Annotated in this window: 11 protein-coding genes; 4 read left to right on the top strand and 7 right to left on the bottom strand. The window is 42.5% G+C overall.

Translation table 11 applies throughout. The features are described 5' to 3' along the window. Positions 1-539 precede the first annotated feature (539 nt). Positions 540-3,323: a GAF domain-containing protein gene (locus tag ACL6C3_RS11100; protein ID WP_413167233.1), complete on the top strand. Its 2,784-nt coding sequence runs from the start codon at positions 540-542 to the stop codon at positions 3,321-3,323. A gap of 157 nt (positions 3,324-3,480) precedes the next feature. Beyond that, positions 3,481-5,592 carry a GAF domain-containing protein gene (locus tag ACL6C3_RS11095; protein WP_413167232.1) on the top strand — a complete coding sequence of 704 codons (2,112 nt, stop codon included), beginning with the start codon at positions 3,481-3,483 and terminating at the stop codon, positions 5,590-5,592. A 226-nt stretch (positions 5,593-5,818) separates the two neighbouring features. On the opposite strand, the gene ACL6C3_RS11090 is transcribed toward ACL6C3_RS11095, so the two are convergent. The 3 genes from ACL6C3_RS11090 to ACL6C3_RS11080 form a co-directional block, all read right to left on the bottom strand. Continuing rightward, on the bottom strand, positions 5,819-7,408 hold the full coding sequence (locus ACL6C3_RS11090) for an ATP-dependent DNA helicase (protein WP_413167231.1): 1,590 nt from the start codon (positions 7,406-7,408) through the stop codon (positions 5,819-5,821). A gap of 62 nt (positions 7,409-7,470) precedes the next feature. Continuing rightward, positions 7,471-9,024, bottom strand: a complete 1,554-nt coding sequence (locus ACL6C3_RS11085) for a pentapeptide repeat-containing protein (RefSeq protein WP_413167230.1) — start codon at positions 9,022-9,024, stop codon at positions 7,471-7,473. A 191-nt stretch (positions 9,025-9,215) separates the two neighbouring features. After that, entirely contained in the window at positions 9,216-10,673 is a 1,458-nt protein-coding gene (locus ACL6C3_RS11080; RefSeq protein ID WP_413167229.1) for a pentapeptide repeat-containing protein, read from the bottom strand. 168 nt (positions 10,674-10,841) lie between these two features. Here ACL6C3_RS11080 and ACL6C3_RS11075 point away from each other — a divergent pair, with 168 nt between their 5' ends. Then, entirely contained in the window at positions 10,842-11,732 is an 891-nt protein-coding gene (locus ACL6C3_RS11075; protein ID WP_413167228.1) for a prephenate/arogenate dehydrogenase, read from the top strand. A gap of 151 nt (positions 11,733-11,883) precedes the next feature. Here ACL6C3_RS11075 and ACL6C3_RS11070 read toward each other — a convergent pair whose 3' ends face one another. From ACL6C3_RS11070 to ACL6C3_RS11055, 4 genes are all read right to left on the bottom strand, one after another. Beyond that, positions 11,884-14,406, bottom strand: a complete 2,523-nt coding sequence (locus ACL6C3_RS11070; RefSeq protein WP_413167227.1) for a diguanylate cyclase domain-containing protein — start codon at positions 14,404-14,406, stop codon at positions 11,884-11,886. A gap of 835 nt (positions 14,407-15,241) precedes the next feature. Next, a complete protein-coding gene (locus ACL6C3_RS11065) occupies positions 15,242-15,754 on the bottom strand; it encodes an N-acetyltransferase family protein (protein WP_413167226.1) in 513 nt (170 codons plus the stop codon). A 363-nt stretch (positions 15,755-16,117) separates the two neighbouring features. Then, positions 16,118-17,113 (bottom strand): sigma-70 family RNA polymerase sigma factor, encoded by a 996-nt coding sequence (locus tag ACL6C3_RS11060; protein ID WP_413167225.1) that lies wholly within the window; start codon positions 17,111-17,113, stop codon positions 16,118-16,120. Between the two features lie 337 nt (positions 17,114-17,450). Continuing rightward, positions 17,451-18,113: a nuclease-related domain-containing protein gene (locus ACL6C3_RS11055; protein WP_413167224.1), complete on the bottom strand. Its 663-nt coding sequence runs from the start codon at positions 18,111-18,113 to the stop codon at positions 17,451-17,453. Positions 18,114-18,215: 102 nt separating this feature from the next. On the opposite strand from ACL6C3_RS11055, the gene ACL6C3_RS11050 reads away from it, so the two are divergent. Continuing rightward, complete coding sequence (locus tag ACL6C3_RS11050) at positions 18,216-19,523, top strand: DNA cytosine methyltransferase (protein WP_413167223.1); 1,308 nt, start codon at positions 18,216-18,218, stop codon at positions 19,521-19,523. Positions 19,524-19,615: the final 92 nt, after the last annotated feature.

The following is a 19,615-nucleotide window of genomic DNA, read 5'->3' as shown; positions in this document are numbered from 1 at the left end:
CCAAATTATAAACGATCTGCGGATCAATAATCAATGATCTGGCTATTCGGTGTTGGGAGTCACGGTTCGACCGAAGCCTGTTCACGGTCGGTGGTACTGCGAAGGTGTCTGTTATTGGTTGATTATACAACCGGATTTGATATTAGGACATTCCTAAGTCCTAAAACCCTTTCACAGTCTACTGTTGCCAGATCAGCTGTTGCCTATTCCCGATTCAAGTAGTGCTATACATCCCAAAAACCCGGTTTCTCAGTATAAATCGGGTTTTTCATCGAACAGTGCTGATAAAAATTGAAAACTGCTAAAATTTAATCCGAAATTTCACCTAAAATTTAATTTTCACAGGGGGGAATACTCAATTAGAACCCGATCCAACTTTAAACAGATCTCCTTGAAATCCGCCCGGCCAATTATTAAGTTTTTTTAAAAAAACCTGACTCTCAGCTTCAAACCTGAGAGCTTTACAGAAATATATAATTGTAGTCAATCGAGTTAAAATTGCGTCGATACACTGATTACGAGGTTATACAGGAGATTATATGAAACCCGGAGAAAATTCACACGGTTCTATTAAAAAAATTGATGAACAACATTTACTATACCGAATTACAAAGCGGATTAGTCAATCTTTAGAACTCGAAGAAATTTTAACAGCAACCGTTGCTGAAGTTCGAGCTTTTTTGGAAACGGATCGCGTGATGATTTATCAGTTTGGTGCCGATGGGAGTGGAGAAGTCATGGCAGAATCAATTTATGAAAATCATTTACCTTCCCTGAAAGGATTACATTTTCCGGCCGATGATATTCCATCCCACGCCCGAGAAATGTTCTGCACCCTCAGCCAACGCAGTATTGTTAACGTCGCCACCGGACAAATTGGTTGGAGTCCAGTTAAAACCGAGGAAACCGAAGACTTTTCTATTGCCGAAGAAATTAACTATCGTGCCGTTGATCCCTGCCATATTGCCTATCTAAAAGCAATGGGGGTGCAATCTTCTTTTGTCATCCCAATTTTCTCTCAAGACAATTCAGAATCAAATCGTCAATTGTGGGGATTATTAGTTTCTCATCATGCCGAACCTTGGGAGATTTCCTCATCTCAATTACAACGGGTTCAGATGATAGTCGATCAGCTTTCTGTGGCGATTAAACAGTCTACATTACTCACTTATACCCGCCAACAAGCAAGCCGAGAAGCCACCATTAACAAAGTTGCCTCTTTATTACATCAACAACCGACAATTCAACTCCAAGCCGCTTTAGAAGCCACCGTTGAGGCGTTGGAGGGCGTCGGAGGAAGACTGTATATTTGTGGGAGTGCATCCCCCTGTGAAATCTCGACTTATGGGGAACAACCCACAATGCCCGAATGGGAATCCAGTCCGATTTTAGAAGAACATCCCCTCTGGCAGCAATGGATTAAAAGCGGATTTAATCGGCCGAAAACATCGAGAGAAAACTTTCCGACCGATCCCGAAATTTGGGCGATTTCCGATTTCTATAAAGAACCCTTGTTTCGAGTGTTAACGCCGGGATTTCAAAATACTAAAATTCGAGGTATACTGATTTTACCCGTTCAGTATCGTCAGAGAATATTAGCGACTTTGACGATTTTTAGAAATGAAATTGACACCGAAATTTTATGGGCGGGACGTTTTGAGTCCAACCTCAAACAAGTTTTACCGAGACAATCTTTTGAAGCTTGGCGAGAATTAAAAAAAGGTCAAGCTCAATCTTGGACAGAAGCGGAAATTTCATTGGCTCAAGGTTTAGGAATACAGTTGGGAATGGCAATTCAACAATATTTGCTGTATAAAGAAGTTCAAGATCTCAATACAAATTTAGAACAACAAGTTCAAGAACGCACCAGTCAACTGCAACGAACTCTCGACTTTTCCAAAGCTTTAGAACGGGTGACAGATCAAATCCGTAGCACGTTAGATTTGAGAACAACAATGCTCACCATTGTCCGAGAAGTGAGAGCGTTAATGAAAACAGATCGCGTCTTAATTTATAAGTTAATTAATGAAGAAGAAGGAGAAGTCATTGTCGAAGCGGTGGGCGAAGATATTTCCTCAGTTTTGGGTATTAAAACGCCGAGCGGATGTTTTCCCAATGGCTCCGCCAATCGATATCGAGAAGGTAATTTTGGGTTGATTAACGATATTTATGAAGCCAACTTACCCGCTTGTTATCAAGAGTTTTTAGAAAGTATTCAAGTTCGAGCAAATCTCGTGGTTCCCATTGGAACTAATGATGAACTCTGGGGGTTATTAATTGCTCACGAATGTAATAAACCCCGATATTGGGACCGGGAAGAAATCGATTTAATTAGTCAGCTTGCTGACCAAGTAGCCATTGCAATTACCCAAGCAGAACTTTATGAAAAAGCTTGCATTGCAGCCGAGAATGAAAAGGCAAAAGCCGAACAACTTTCTCAAACTTTAGAGGAATTGCGTCAGACACAAACCCAACTGATTCAAACTGAGAAAATGTCGGGATTGGGGCGATTAGTTGCGGGAATTGCTCACGAAATTAATAATCCTGTAAGTTTTATTTACGGGAATTTAGCTTATACTCGCGAATACAGTGACAATTTACTGCAATTGCTCGAACTTTATCAGAAATATTATCCTCAACCTGCGGATGAAATTCAGGAGTATGCTGAATCTATTGAGTTGGATTTTCTGGTTTCCGATTTGCCGAAAATTGTTTCTTCGATGCGAATGGGAGCCGACAGAATTCGTCAGTTAGTCTTATCGTTACGGAACTTTTCTCGACTGGATGAAGCTGAGATTAAAGCGGTTGATATCCACGAAGGAATTGACAATACATTAATGATTTTGCAACATCGCTTGAGAGGAAGTTCATCTTCTCCCGAAATCCAAGTGATTAAAAACTACGGAGACTTACCGTTAGTTGAATGCTACGCAGGCTTACTCAATCAAGTTTTTATGAATATTATCGCTAACGGAATTGATGCTGTAGAAGAAAGTTATAATCAATTCAAGAAAAAACGTTCACAAAATACAGTTTATTCTCCTAAAATTTCGATTAAAACTTCTGTTATTGGAGAAAATTCTTCTGCCGACAAAAGAGCGGAAATTTCTATTATTGATAATGGATTGGGAATTAAAGCCGAATATCTTCCTCACATTTTTGATCCCTTTTTTACCACAAAACCCATCGGTCAAGGGACGGGTTTGGGGCTGTCAATTAGCTATCAAATAATTGTCGAGAAGCATCGCGGAACTCTCCAATGTATTTCTCAACCCGAAAAGACCACAGAGTTTATCATCTCTATTCCCATTTACCAGTCATAAGTTTCTCTCAGTTGAGAGTAAATTTTCTCTCCAACCTTGTTCATTTTAGACTATACTCAATATAGAGGATATTAATAGCTCTTGTGTTGCTGCCTCATCATTTTGTCTTTCTTTAAAGCCTACTGGAGTGTGTCGTCCTTGATCTAACTATGAACTTATGATGCTTAACGCTCATCAATGGAAACAATTACGAGAGTGCTGTACAAATGAAGCTGCTTTTGAACAACTTCAACAAATTTTGAGTGTTCAACCCGTACCCACTCAATCAAATCCCGATGGGTTCTCTCCTTCTGTTAACGTAGAAGCGGATGTCAATCCCATAGAACGCTATAAAGCATTATTTCGAGTGATTAGTCGCATTCGAGAATCGTTACAGCTTAACACAATATTTAAAGCCACAGCAATAGAAGTCAGACAATTATTAAACGCAGATCGAGTTGCGGTGTTTCGTTTTGATCCGAATTCCAATTATGATGATGGTGAATTTATTTCCGAAGATGTTAATCCACAATTTGAGTCGGTTTTAAGCGCTCGTCTCCACGATCATTGCTTCGGCGAACATTTTTCACCCCAATATCAACAGGGAAAAATTAACGCCATTTCTGATATTTATACGGCGGGTTTAAGCGATTGTCATATTCAACTCCTCAGCCAATTTCAAGTGCGGGCGAATTTGTTTGTTCCCCTTCTCAAAAACGAGAAATTATGGGGAGGTTTGTGCATTCATCAATGCGGTTCGCCGCGCAATTGGTCAGAAGATGATATTGAATTTGTTACCCAAATTGCCCACCATTTAGATGTGGCTTTGCAACAGGTAGAATATCTGGATCAAGTTCAATCAAAAGCCAAAAAACTTACCCTATTTGACGAACGCCAAAAAGAAGCTAAACGACAAAAAATTTTATTTGAAATTGTGAATCGAATTCGTCAATCTCTCGATTTACAAACCATTTTTGATACGGCTACTCAAGAAGTTAGGCGGTTTCTCAAAAGCGATCGCGCTGTTGTTTATCGCTTTAACCCAGATTGGTCGGGTTATTTTGTCGCCGAGTCCGTTTCTTCCGATTGGGAACCTTTAATTGATATCATTCCCACAATCGCAGATACTTGTATGCAAACAACCCAAGGGGGACGCTTTCGACGGGGAGAAATTTTAGCCGTTGAAGATATTTATCAAGCCGGATATTCTAGCTGTCAACTTAAACTGTTAGAACTGTTTTCTGCAAGAGCTTATATCGTCGTTCCTATTCTTCAAGGTAACAATTTATGGGGATTACTCGCCGCTTATCAAAACGCTACAACCCGTCGCTGGAAAGATGAAGAATTACAATTATTATCCCAGATTTCTATTCAACTGGGAGTCGCTTTAAAACAAGCCGAACTTTTAGCCGAAACTAAAGCTTTAGCAGACCATTTAAAACAAGCTCAAATACAATTAGTCCAAACGGAAAAAATGTCGAGTCTGGGTCATTTAGTCGCCGGAATCGCTCACGAAATCAACAACCCAGTCAACTTTATTTATGGAAATCTCGACCCCGCCACCGATTATACTCAAGATTTACTCGATTTGGTTCAACTTTATCAACAAGAATATCCTCAACCCACGCCTATTCTTGCCGAAAAAATAGAAGAAATTGATTTAGAATATCTCATAGACGATTTACCCAAAATTTTATCTTCCATGCGTTTGGGTGCCGAACGAATTCGTCAGCTTGTCTTATCCTTGCGGAATTTCTCCCGTTTGGATGAAGCGGAAGTCAAAGGAGTCGATCTGCATGAAGGAATTGAAAGTACCTTATTAATTTTACATCACCGCTTAAAAGCCAAACCCGAACGCACCGCAATTCAAATTATTAAAAAATATGGTAAACTTCCGAAAGTTGAATGTTATGCGGCTCAACTGAATCAGGTTTTTATGAATATTTTGAGCAATGCAATCGATGCCTTTGAATTCGCCCAAAACTCATCAGAGGTTTCATTTTCACCCACAATTACCATTCAAACTGCATTCATTCAAAAAACAGAAAATTCAGCAAAAAATTGGGTAATGATTTCCATTCAAGATAATGCGGGAGGAATGACCTCGGAAGTTCAAGCCAAGATTTTCGATCCATTTTTCACGACTAAACCCGTCGGTAAAGGAACCGGTTTAGGATTGTCTATTAGTTATCAAATTGTTGTCGAAAAACATCGCGGAATCTTAGAATGCAACTCTCAACCCGGAGAAGGAACCGAGTTCAGAATTATCATTCCCATTAAACACAGTTAATTGATTTGTAGGGGCGGGTTCCGAATAAATTGTTGATTTCCCACAGATAACTAATCTAAACCCGCCCTGGAGGTTGGGGCGGGTTTATTGAAGTTACTTTTGGGCTAGATAAATTATTCTAGAACCCGCCCCTACAAAAATGAATACAGAAAGAGCGTGGGTTTATTTAAGTTATTTTTAGGTTAGATAAATTATTCTAGAACCCGCCCCTACAAAACTGTTTTTTTTAGCGACTCAACCAAGTAGTATCTAAATAATCAATCCTCGCCATTGGACTCAACGCCGCCAACACCTGTTCACCATAACTGCGATGCAAAACCCGACTATCAAACAATGCGACAATTCCTTGAGAGTCTCTTACAGGTGCAACCGCCCGCTGTAACTCATTCAAAGCCGTAGGTAACAAATAAAGCCGAAACCAGTCAAGATGATTTTGTTTATAATAGCCGACTCGCCCCGCAACCAGAGGATGTTCTAACGACGGTAAAGGCAAAGTGGCGATCGCCAACAAATGAGGCGGGGGAAGTATACCTTGATGTTGTCGCCAAAATTCCCAACCCGCGACTAAAATACCCCGTCCGTCCACTTTAGTCGTTTCCACCTGAACCCGCGAACCCAACTCCCCCGCAAACACAGCCCCGATCTGAGTTCTTAAGGGTGTATCCTCAATTAATAACACCGTCAACCCCTCAATGCTTGCACCGATCGAGAGTAAACCGCGAATTTCCTCAATTAAAGCCCCTTGAAATTTGGGGGTATTCGGTAAAGGCAGGCCAGAGGGGAGATACAGTTGAATCAGTTGAGAATTGCGATCGGGTGAAAACTTCACACAAGTAATTTCCTCAAGTCCCACCAACTGACGGTAAGTCGGGGCGGTTTTCTCCAAGTCCAAGGCGCCGCCAATTAACACCACCGGTTGATGGGGCCAAATCTCACTCAAAGATGAACTGACGTTTGCCGGACTACAATAGAGCGAAAACGTGCCTTGGTGCCGATTGACTTTAACCCATCGTAATTGTTCCTCTGCTTGCCATTGATGCCAAAATTGACTCCAACGTTCCCGATATTCGGGCGTGAGGGAATCGTTAACCCCGGCGATCGCGGAGGCTTCAACCTCAAATAAATCGTGGTAGAATTGCTCTAAAATCCCCTGTTCGTGTTGATCGAGTAAATGACAGTGGTAGGGATTGGCCGGACGTTGAAAAATAGCTTGAGTCAGGAGAATTTTCGCGGACCGGATGATGTCCGTGTGTTGGGGAAGCTGTTGTAGGAGTTGTGTCCAATCTTGGGGTTGAATACAGGCGGTTAATTGTTGGCGCGTCCAGGCTTCTAAATCATCAACTCCATCGATAATGGTGGGAATATTAGCCGGAAACCGTCCTTCTCCTCCGAGGCGATCGCTCAACCATTCTTCGGGAGTCGTCAGTAACACCCCGTCAAAGTTCGATTCAGCCGGCCAGACTTCCCCCCGAATAATCGATTTATCGAGGTGAGAGTCGAGCGCTTGGGAATCAAACAATTGGGGAATTTCTTCCTGTTGTAGCTCCGTTAAGAGCCACTGGGGGGCAACAATTAAAGCGGGTTCGGACCAAATTAAAACCGGAATCAGATAACTGAAGCGATAGGAATGATGGTGACTCACCGGCGCCACACCCGTTTGAATTAAAGCGCTCCGTCCGAGTCGCAAGGCTCGGGCTACCAACCGGGCCATTGTTAAATAGTGAGGCCATGAGGCTTTACCGGGCGAGGTTTCAACGGAAACACGCCGCGATCGCAGAAAGCTTTGCAGTAAGTTATGAGCTTCTACCTCGATCAAGAGAATAAAGCCTTAGGAAATTAACAACAAGATATAGGATAACTGATAGGAGCCTCGGACTTCTAACTAAGATAATCAAAACTATCGACAAAATCAATCACTTGTTCGGGATCGAATAACAAAGGTTCAACGAATTTGCTATAATGATTATCCCGTTCTCGATCGACAAGAGAAGGTTTAAAGCGCTTGCCGAAATCCGAATGGGTGTGAACGGTTAACTTTTTTTGACTGGTATTGGTTAAGATGGTTTGGGTGGGACGGTGAAAAAACTCGGGCATTTGTTCGGAGCGAATCGATCGCACCACCTGTTTTAGATCCTGAGCTTTAGAAATCACTTCACCCATCGCCGCTAAAACGCGCAGTTGGTTTTTATTTTTTTCGCTGCGTTCTTGCAAATTGCGAACCAAATTGACAATATTTTTTTGAGTTTTACTGGCATCATCAAAGGGAAAAATAGCCAAGCATCCCATCGAAAATAAATATTCTTCGCGATCGATGCGAAAAGTAATAACCGTGCGCCGGATATCGGTGTCAATACTGGGAGGATATTTCAGCAGGGGATATTCTTGGGCGATGTGATGGTAAGTTTCAGCCAGAACTAAATTCGCTTCGAGATCGAGGGGAGCATCCACAATCACTTGTACCGTCGGAAGAACTTGATTAAAAAACTTCTTGAGGGTTTCGGGTGTAAATTGATAAACCTCGCTGTGATCGCCGTTGGGACTGAGATCGACCCATTCGCAGGTGACATCTTCGGCTTTTAAATTAAATCGCAGAACTTCATAAAGTTTTGCACCGGTTAACGTCGCCCCGGAAATATCGGCCCCCATCCAATCGGCTTTAATTAAATTGGCTTGAGTTAAATCAACATGAACCAAACTGGCTTTTGCTAAAGTAGCCCGATGCAAATTCGCCCCGGACAAATTGGCCCCGGACAAATTGGCCCCCGATAAATCCGCCCCCGACAAATTCGCCCCCCGCAGATCGGCCCATCGTAAATTGGCGCCGTTGAGGTTAGCTTGTCGCAAATCGGCGTAAGTCAGGTTAGTTTGTCGCATCTCGGCGTGACTAAAATCGGCTTTGGGTAAATTGGCTTTCACCAAATTCGCCCGTCGCAAGTCGGCGCTTTCAAAATTGGCCGACGCCCCCGACACGCCCCGGAGGTTCGCCCCGTTGAGATTGGCTTGACAAAAGTTCGCCTGTCCGACTCGGGCTTCTCGCAAATCCGCCCCGTTGAGGTTGGCTTTGGTGAGATTGGCATTATTGAGTCTCGATCGAATCAATTCCGAACGAATCGCTAAAGTTTCCACCAAAATCGCATCGCTGAGATCGGCTCGAACCAAATTGGCCACATTCAAAGTCGCCCGACTGAGATTGGCCCCGCTGAGGTTGGCTTGACTCAACCGACCCACATTGAGATTCGCACGACTTAAATTAATCCCGCTGAGATCGGCTCCGCTCAAATTGGTCACGCACAGGGACGCATCGCTTAAATTGGCTTGACTGAGGTTAATCCGACTCAAATTGGCTTCATTGAGATTAATACCCGTAAAATTCCGTTCCCCTTCCTTGTATTTTTTGACCAAATTGTAGATTTTTACGAGTTCCTGTGCCATAGCCACCCCATCATCAATTACTAAATTACTAAAAAGATTGAAGTGTTAATCTCATTAGGGTTTCTCTGCGGACTGGCGATCGTTACATTTCTATTTTATTTTAAACGATCAGAAAGTCGGCGAGATTTTCTAACGAGGGAGCCATCATCTCAAAGTATTTCTCTGAGGAATATCCCGAGGAGTTTATGAGTTCAGGGCACATTGAGTAAGCTTCTTCCAAATTGAGGATGGCTATAAATTTTAAGGGTTCGATTATGAAAATTTCTCAGCGTTGTCCGAGTGGGAGATGCAAAGAAAGCTTGGCTGCTTTCGGGTTTGGTTTTGGATTTTTGGCTGAATTTTAAGTCGGTAATCTCTTGCAGGTTTTGCTTAATTTCCTTGGCTAATTTTTCGATTTGACTGGAGTGCCGAACGCTTAAGCCGATGAAATTCTCCGATCCGAGCATTTGCACAAGATTACAAATTGTTTGTTGAGTAGGAACTGCATCATTAAACGGAAGAATTACAACATAAGCGGTGGGAAACAGGAGTTCGTCCCTTTCTATCCTAAACGATAAAGTTGTTCGGCGAGAACTCACCTCGATACTCGGTGGACGATTAATGATCGGGGTCTGGCGGATGATCTCACGGTAAACATCGGCTAAGGCGCAGTGAGCGTCCGCATCGATCGCCCTATCTATGGTAATTTCAACTAGGGGAGAAGTAGCGTTAAAAAATTGGTAGGCTTCTTGGGCGCTAAAGCGTAACACTTTACTCCCATCCCCGTTTGGGCTAACATCGACCCAATCGCAGGTGATCTCGTCGGCTTTGACTTCAAATCGAGAGACGTCATAGAGTTTGGCTCCCGTCAACGCGGCACCGGTGAGATCGGCCCCAGTCCAGTCGGCGCCGGTCAGGTTGGCTTGGGTGAGATCGGCATGAATTAAGTTGGTATACAGCAAGCTGGCGTGAGTCAGATCCGCACCGTACAAACTGGCCCCGCTCAATCGGGCTTGTTCGAGGTTGGCCCCCCGCAAATCGGCACCGTTTAAGTCGGCCCACCGCAAATTCGCCCCTTTGAGATTGGCACCGCTCAAATTCGCCTGGGAGAGGTTGACTTGGCGGAGTTCGGCGTTGACGAGATTGGCCCCTCGCAGATCGGCCCGGGTCAGATCCGCCCCGTGAAAGCTGGTGCCTTCGAGGTTGCTGGCGATCAACACCGCGTCTCGGAGATTGGCGCTTTTGAGGTTCGCCTGTCGCAGATCGACTTGTCGCAGGGTGGCTTCTCGCAGATCGGCTTCGCTGAGGTTGGCGGCGGTTAAAATGGCATGGCTGAGATCGGCGCGGATTAACTCGGAACGAATCAGAGAGGCGTTGATCAAGCTGGCTTCGCTCAGATCGGTGCGAATCAGGTTGGCGACATTGAGAATGGCGCCGTTGAGGTTGGCTTTGCTCAGGTCGGCGCCGCTGAGTTTGGCAACATTCAGTTTGGCACCGCTGAGGTTCGCCCCGCACAAATGGGCGCCGCTAAAATTGGTGATGCTGAGGACAGCTTGTGAAAAGTTGGCTCCACAGAGATCTGCACGACTGAGATTGGCTTCGCAAAGCAGGATCGCACTAAAATCTCTCGCCCCGGATTGATAGTTTTGAATGAGTTCTTCGGCATTCATGCCTGAAAGTTTTCCGAGTAAAAAACAGGTGTATTCAATTCGCTATTATATCAAATTTTTTGACCCGCCTCCGGAGGAACTAAAATTTTAAATTCTCTGCTGTTTATTTTGTTTAAACATGAGTTAAATTTAAACATATAAAGTCGTAGTAAATTTGAACAGTCTCCCATGAATATTGGTCTGGTTGGCTTGGGTTTAATTGGCGGTTCTATGGGGTTGGATTTGTGTTCAATTCAACCGAGATTGATACATTTGCCCGCAGATAATTCTTCCTCAAGTCGCGAAACCTATCGCGTTTTGGGCGTGAGTCGCCGTCAAAGCACTTGTGAAAAAGCCCTTGCTATGGGCGTTGTCGATGAGGCGAGTGTTGATTTATCTTTGATGGCGAGTGCAGATGTTGTGTTTATTTGTACCCCAATTGCGGCGATCGCTTCTACCCTTGAGCAGTTAATTCCTGATCTCAAACCTACAGCAATTATAACCGATGTGGGTTCGGTGAAGCAACCGATTGTGGAAATGCTTTCTCAAGTTTGGCCCCGTTTTGTCGGTGGACATCCGATGGCGGGAACGGCTGACAGTGGTATAGAAGCGGCTCAAAAAAATTTGTTTTTGGGGAAACCTTATGTGATTACTCCAACGGAAAAAACATCAAATCTAGAAATACAAATTGTTACCCAAATTGCCGAGTTGTTGCAAGCAAAAGTTTATCAATGTTCGCCCGAAGATCACGACCGGGCTGTGGCTTGGATTTCTCATTTACCCGTTAGCGTTAGTGCGAGTTTAATTGCTGCTTTAACCGCAGAAGAAGATGTTAACGTTAGAGAACTCGCCCAAAAATTAGCCAGTTCCGGTTTTCGCGATACCAGTCGTGTAGGGGGTGGAAATCCGGAGTTGGGGGTGATGATGGCGCGATATAATCGGGCGGCTTTATTGCGATCGCTACGGGCTTATCGCAGTCGTTTAGATGAATTTATTGACATCATAGAACAAGAAGATTGGCAAACCTTAGAAGGGAAACTCATTCAAACTCAACAAGAACGAAATAAGTTTAATTTTTAATGGAAATCAAGTTCAGTTTTACCGGAATATTTCCCAGTACAGTATAAACTAAAAAACCGGGTTTCTTCGCGCAGCGCAGGGACTTCTTCGCGCTCGCTGTTGTTCAAGAAACCGGGTTTTTGACTTAAACCTCATTGAGGAAACAAATCGATTAAGAAGCTAAACGATGTAAGCGGTGAGTATTGCGCTGCTGTTTGGCTTCATAGAGGGCTTTATCCGCCCGACTGACCAATCCTTCAAAACGACCGTTGAGGGTGGGAATTGTGGTAGAAATTCCAATACTGACGGTGACAAATTGACTCACAGATGAGCAAGAATGTTCGATGGCTAGCTGTTGGATCGCATGATGAATATCTTGAGCGATTTGTATCGCCCCGTCTGCTTTGGTATTCGGTAACAAAATGACAAATTCCTCACCCCCGTAACGGGCGACTAAATCACCCCCTCGTTTGAGGGTTTGCTGAATGGCTTTGGCTACTTTTTGTAAACATTCATCTCCGGCTTGATGTCCGTAAGTATCGTTATACAGTTTAAAATGATCCACATCTAATAACAGTAAAGATAAAGGATATTGTTCTCGCTGCGATCGCTTCCATTCCTGATCTAAATAATTATCAAAATATCGACGGTTGGCAATTTGAGTTAAACCATCTAAAGTTGCCAATCGTTCGAGTTGTTGATAAAGTTGGCTTTGTCCGATCGCAATTCCGACTTGGGTGGCGATTTGTTCTAACAATTCGGTTTCGTGGGGTTGCCACTGTCGGGGTTCCGTGCATTGATGAGCGATTAATAATCCCCATAAATGTTCCCCTTGTAAAATCGGAACCACGAGATTTGATCGGACTTTAAATTGAGAGAGTAAATTGACATAACAGGGCGTTAAATTCGCTTGATAAATATCTTCTACGGCTCTAATTCTCCCCTGTTTATACTGCTCAATATAAGTTTTTGAAAAACAGGGATCGTAGATATTTGTATTTAAAATTGACAGTTCCGGCGTCACCACAGACTCGACGGAAACCACACCGTGACCGTCGGGTTCAAAGCGAAAAATAACCGTTCTATCCGCTTGCAAAAGCTGTCGAACTTCCATCACGGTTGTATTGAGAATTTCATCTAATTCCAGGGATTGACGAATTCGTTGGGCGGTTGCGGCTAATAGTTTTTCTCGTTGAATTTTCTGTTGTAAAGTGGCTTCTACTTGTTTGCGTTGGCTAATTTCCAGTTGGGCTTGTTGGTAAAGTTCGGACTGTTGAATGGCGATGGCGACTTGGGTAGCCAGTTGCTTGAGTAAATTAATTTCTAAAGATTGCCACTGGCGGGGAATTTTACAGTGTTGGGCGACTAATAATCCCCAAAGTTTGTTATCTTGAACGATAGGAACCGCCAAATTTGCTCTCACTTGAAATTCGGCGAAAAAGTCTATTTCTTTAGCCGTGAGTTCGGAGATATAAATATCAGAAATCGCTTGCACTCCTTCGGTTTTATACAGTTGAATATAAATTTCTTTAAACTGGTCATCATCAATCACTTGACCGAGCATTGACATCCAATTTTTTTCAACGGATTCGGCGATTACCGTTACCCGAGAGTCGGGATTAAACTGATAAATAATCACCCGATTACTCTTAATAAATTCCCGCACTTCAACGACGGTAGTATCCAAAATTTCTTGAAGATCTAAGGATTGACGAATGCGGTTCGTGATCGCCATAATTAATTGTTCTTGTTCGGCTTGATCTTCTAAGGCTTGTATGGCGGCTTTCAAGCGGGCTTCACTTTTTCTGAGCGCTTTTTCGACTTTCATATATTCGCTAATATCCACCGCAATTCCCCCGGTAATTGTGGGTTTTTCGGGCTGAGAAATTGGGAATTTATAAACTAAAAAATGCCTGGATGAATCTTTCGACGGTGAGTTTGATTCGACCAACTCAATGATTTCATTATTTTCGGTAATCCAGAGGGGATTTTTATCGGGTTTTGAGGTTAATTTCCCGGGGAAAACTTCCGATAAGCTTTTGCCAATTACGGCTTCTGTGGGTAATTGAAGAATCTGCAAACAGGTGGGATTAACGTAGATTAATTTTCCCTCCGAATCGGCGATCCAAGTGGCGGTAGGATTATGATTCATAAACGCCTGAAAACGTTCTTCAATTTCTTCTAAAGCGGCTTGACGCTGACTAATATCTATCATCAACTTGCCAAGTTTAATCCCTTTTTCCCTGTCTAAAACTACCCGGGTTAAATCTTGTAGCCAAACGATCCGCCCATCGGCTGCGATCATCCGATATTCGACTTGGCTATCCTGCTGAGATTCGATCATTTGCTGATGATTTTTCAGTACCCATTCGCGGTCGTCGGGATGAATGTGGTTTTCCCAAAAATTGGCTTCTGTTAACCAACGTTTTATCGGGTATCCTAAGATTTGTTCGGCTTTTTGACTGACAAAACAGACTTGTTGACTCGATAAGTCAAATTCCCAAACTAAACCGTTGAGACTCTCAACGAATGAATCATATTTTTGTTGAGATTTTTGAACGGGATTTTCCGGGGCGATGAGGTTTTCTTGAGGCGCAAACATCTTAGTCAAAATCTGTTGATGTCTGGCTTTCACTTCTCGCAATTCTGGCGATCGCGATTTTCCTCTCAACTCCAACATCAATTTTGAAGTCAATTTTTGGATTTTATTTTGGTGAACTCTTTCTTTTTTTATAGATTTTAAAAACCAGCTATTTTTTTTCATAATTTATAAAATTTTATTAAACTTATTCCCATCCGAGCGCTTGTTAAATTTTTTCTACATTCTCAAAATAATCTAAGTTTCAAAAACTATTATAATATAAAAAATGATTCCAATTAAATGGAATACGGTCGGGGATTCAGTTTGAATAAAGGATGAGGGAAGGGTTCACTCATCTGATTTTCGCGGATTTCCGCTCGCTCTGACTCGAGTCAGCAAGAGAAAAGCACATAACTCCTGACTCCAATTTACCAGATTTTTAGCCCTATTAGAAGATCTATTAAAAAATTTAAACTTAATTTCAACAAGATCTCAAAAGAGCAGTCCGCCAATGCAAAAATTTAAATTTTATAGAATCATCTGTCTGTTTGAGCGCTTTTCATGTTTTTGTGAAGTCTTTCTCATCAAAAACTTAATTGATTTTAACCGACAAGGCTTCCCTAGAAATTCAATTCACCCTGCTTGCGATCGCCGAAAGCCAATTAGATTGTATAATCAAATCGGTAGGCATCCTGAACCGGTCGATAATAGCCGTTACCGACAACGGATCGACTCTCGGAAGCCGAAAAACCGGATGGGCTGAAGATCTCAGAAATGACTTGAAATTCTCCCGATTCTAACTCTTAATAGATCTCATGGAAAAAACTATCAAATTGAAGTCAATGGCGATCGCGCAGAAACCGAAAATCTCCGTCAATGAGATATCCGGTTTTGGGTAAAAAGGTCAGCCGGAAATCCGAGAAACGATAGAACAAGCTGATCAAATCAATTATCGTAATTCATTAATTTTCGGTCGATGACTCTCAACCATGCGAGTGAGCGCTTCACCCGTAACCCGACAGATGCGCCATTCTTCTAAAACAGATGCACCCATATACTTATAAAAATCAATAGCCGGTTGATTCCAGTCTAAAACACTCCATTCAAAGCGTCCACACCCTCTCAACACGGCTAACTGAGCGACATAAACAATTAAAGCCTTACCAATTCCCTGACCCCGATATTCCGGTAAAACAAACAAATCCTCTAAGTAAATGCCCGGTTGAGTTAAAAAGGTAGAATAATTATGGAAAAATAAAGCAAAACCAACTATTTTTTCCTCAACAGAAGCCAAAACGACTTCAGCATAGGGATGCTCGCCAAATAGATGACCCTTTAATTCCTCCACACTACCCGTAACCTGATGGGATAATTTTTCATACTCGGCTAAAGCTTTAATCAGATCAAAGATAGCCGGAAGATCATCGGGTACGGCGAAACGCAAAATAAAATCTAAAGCCATAAAAGTCAAAAGGAGGAGGATAGATGCCAGCAAACAGATAAATCTCTGCTTGCCAATCGCGAGTTATCCGATCATAATTCAAAACGACTCACTTTGAAGAATCTGCACGTGAACGCCACCAAAACGGGTATTTCCCCCCAGAGAAAACATAGAAATGGATTGGTCTGCGAGTCGATTGAATCTGAAATCTTGTACCCTTTTTGCGCCCAATCTGATCGACCCGGTTCGATAACGAAAAATAGAGGTTTTTAGGTCAGCCAAGTTCCCAGAAACCGGGTTTTTGACTGGAGTGCAAGATCTCAGTGGAATCGAAAAATCGGGTTTTTGTCTGTTTCTAACCCTCTCCCCTATCCTGAATTTTACTTACTTAATCCATCCTTTTAAGCGTTCGGCTACATGAGGACGGCGTAATTTTCGCATGGCTTTGGCTTGAATTTGACGAACCCGTTCCCGAGACAGGCTACAAATTCCGCTCACTTCCTCCAAAGTATGGGGAACTCCGGTGGTTAAACCATAGCGCAGAGATAAAATATCTTGCTCTCGTTCATTTAAAACCGAACGCAATACTTCTAGCAATTCTTGTCGCATCATCAATTCGTTAATTTGCGACTCGGGGGAGAGGGTTTCATAATCTTCTAACAAATCCATTAATTCTGAATTTTCCTCGGAACCAATCCGATGATTTAAAGACAGAGATTTGCGGCGGACTTGTTCGAGAAGACGCAGTTGTTGAGTGGAAATTGATAAGGCTTCGGCGAGTTCCTCTTCTGTGGGTTTGCGACGGAGTTCCCGTCTTAAATCTTGATGAATTCCTTGTAATTTATTGAGTTGTTCGACGACATGAACCGGAAGGCGAACCGTTCGTCCTTGGTTGGCTATAGTCCGGGTAATTCCCTGGCGTATCCACCAATAGGCGTAGGTGGAAAATTTATATCCTTTATCGGGATCAAATTTTTCGGTGGCTCGGTTTAACCCCAGTGCGCCTTCTTGAATCAAATCTAAAAACGGAACGCCTCTGTTAATATAACGTTTGGCAATCGAAACCACCAAGCGCAAATTTGAACTGATCATTTTTTGTTTGGCGATTCTCCCTTGGTGAAACTGATGATTCACTTCGGCTTCACTCAATCCCGCCGCATCAGCTAATTCTGACGGGTTCGCACATCTTCCCAGTTGATGATGTAATTGGTGTTGTAACTCCTCAAGCAGTACAAATCTTTTGATCTGTCGAGCTAGTTCGATTTCCTCATTTGCTTTCAAAAGAGGATAACGAGCCATTCCTTTGAATAATGCGCCCACCGCATCATCCATTTTCGTTAAATTCTCTGCCGTCGGATAAGTTGCAGTCTGTAAGTTCATTGGAAAATCCTCCCTTTTGAGGTTGGCTTTGCTGAACCTTGTAGCGTAACCCCGTTATTGGAACGTGGTATTTTAGCATTTAAGTTCGCGGCATATTCCGACATTATAATCAAATTTACTCATCTCTTCAATGTACCGATGCTACAATTGATCTTAGCGTTGATTTCAGAGTAGCGCTGACAGTTTAAGTCAATTTATTTTAAACTTGTGAAAGTAAAATACAGGTAAAGTTACAGAACTTCATCTGATCATTCTAACGATTGTTACTAATGAGACAGATTAAATTAGACTGTTCTGAAATGCTGCCGGGTCAAGATTGAGGCGAATATCGCCAAAATTAACCCTCTAATTTTTCCAACATCCGAATCAAATCCGTTTTCTCAACCACATAAACCCCATTGATATTATTTTTAGAAAATACAACTTTCGCCCGAGTAAAACATAACAGAGGAACCACCCATTTTACTTGTTTGAGTCGCGCCACCTCCGACGCTTGGCCCCTCACCTTGCTTAATAAATCACCCTCAGAAAAATCATAAACTTTATTACCCTTAGCCCGTTTTAACCGATTATTTTCTCTAAGGATTCTCCCCCGGTGAGACTTGACATCAATCACATACCAATTTCCCCGAGGAGAACATAAAACAACATCCGCATCGCCCCCACGTTTCAAGGGAAGATTATATTCAATTTGCCAATTTTTAATATTTAAAAGCCGCAAAATAACCGCGACTTCCTGTTCCGCTTCTGCACCTTTTAAAGCTTGTTCGGAACGTCTCATCCAATATTCGCCTTTTTTCCAATAATAATAAGCCGCAACTCCTCCAGCTACAGCCAATAACAACCCAATACCGGAGGTTTTAAAAACGAAAAATATTAACCCAACCCCGACTAAAAACAACAACCCAATTCCATAAAAACCCATCGCCTTTTGACGACGATCCAAACTCATTTGACGAACAAATTCCCCGGCTTTTTGATTCTCGCTGTGCTTTTTCATCGGTTAATCTCTCAATCAGAAATCCTTCTATTTTTGAGATTTTAGCGTTTTATGATGTTATAATCAATCCGAATCCTAAAATCCAGATTATTAATTGCAAAAATGCCAGATCAGCCAAACACGATTCAATCCAAAAGACCCATTGCTGTAGATTTATTTGCGGGTGCAGGTGGAATGACACTCGGCTTTGAACAGGCGGGTTTTGACGTTCTCGCGGCTGTAGAAATCGATCCGATTCATTGCATCGTTCACGACTATAACTTTCCGCTTTGGTCGGTTTTTTGCCAAGATATTACTACAATATCGGGCGAGTTTATCCGATATCATTCTAGCATAAAAAAACGGGAAATAGACTTAGTTTTTGGCGGCCCGCCCTGCCAGGGATTTTCTTTAATTGGCAAACGGTTGTTAGAAGATCCGCGAAATTTGTTGGTGTTTCATTTTGTGCGAATTGTTTCCGAACTCCAACCGAAATATTTTGTCTTTGAAAACGTTAAAGGAATGGTTTCAGGACAACACCAAACCTTTATTCAAGAACTCATTCATAAATTTGGCTATTATGGGTATAAAGTTCGCCAACCCTATCAAGTGTTAAACGCCGCTTATTATGGCGTTCCTCAAAATCGCGAGCGGTTATTTTTATTGGGATGTCGGGAAGATTTACCCTTGCCAAATTATCCCGAACCGACCTTTAAACCGCCCCTTTCAAAAGTCACCAAATGTTATTCTCATCTTCCTTCAACGCCCACAGTTCGAGAAGCCTTACAAGATTTACCCGAAATCGAAAATTATCCCGAATTATGTCAACAAGATTGGGCGGATGTTGATTTCCACCGGCCGAGTTTTTATGGTAAAATGTTGAGGGGAATTGTCAAAAAATCCGATAACTATTCTTATCCTCGCCAATACAATTCTCAACTACTCACTTCCAGTTTAAGAACCGAACACACCCAAGAATCTATCGAAAGATTCGCCCAAACCCCCCCCGGAAAAACAGAACCCATTAGCCGCTTTCATAAACTCAATCCCGACGGTTTATGTAATACCTTGAGGGCGGGAACACCGAGTAGTAGAGGCGCTTATACTTCTCCCCGTCCTATTCATCCATTTACGCCCAGATGTATTACCGTTAGAGAAGCCGCCAGACTGCATTCTTACCCGGATTGGTTTAGATTTCACGCCACAAAATGGCACGGTTTTCGCCAAATTGGAAACTCCGTTCCGCCTTTACTCGCCCAAGCTGTCGCCGGTGAAATTGTTAAATTGTTGAACGTTAAACCCGAGAAACCCGAGGGTAAAATTGAACTTGGAGATGAAGCATTTCTGCGGTTTGATATGTCGCAAGCAGCAAAATATTATGGTGTAAATTCTGATGTGATTGCACCCAGAAATCGTAAAAAAAAATCTTAATTATAGTTGGGATATGAGCAGACCAGAAAAGTCGAGAATCTATAGTTCTATTATCCTATAAATTTTCTTTCGGTACTATCAACCCGAACTTA

It is taken from the genome of Capilliphycus salinus ALCB114379, from assembly GCF_047276495.1.
Classification (GTDB): domain Bacteria; phylum Cyanobacteriota; class Cyanobacteriia; order Cyanobacteriales; family Microcoleaceae; genus Capilliphycus; species Capilliphycus salinus.
The sequence above is the reverse complement of the archived record's forward strand: the minus strand, read 5'-3'. Positions and strand labels throughout refer to the sequence as shown.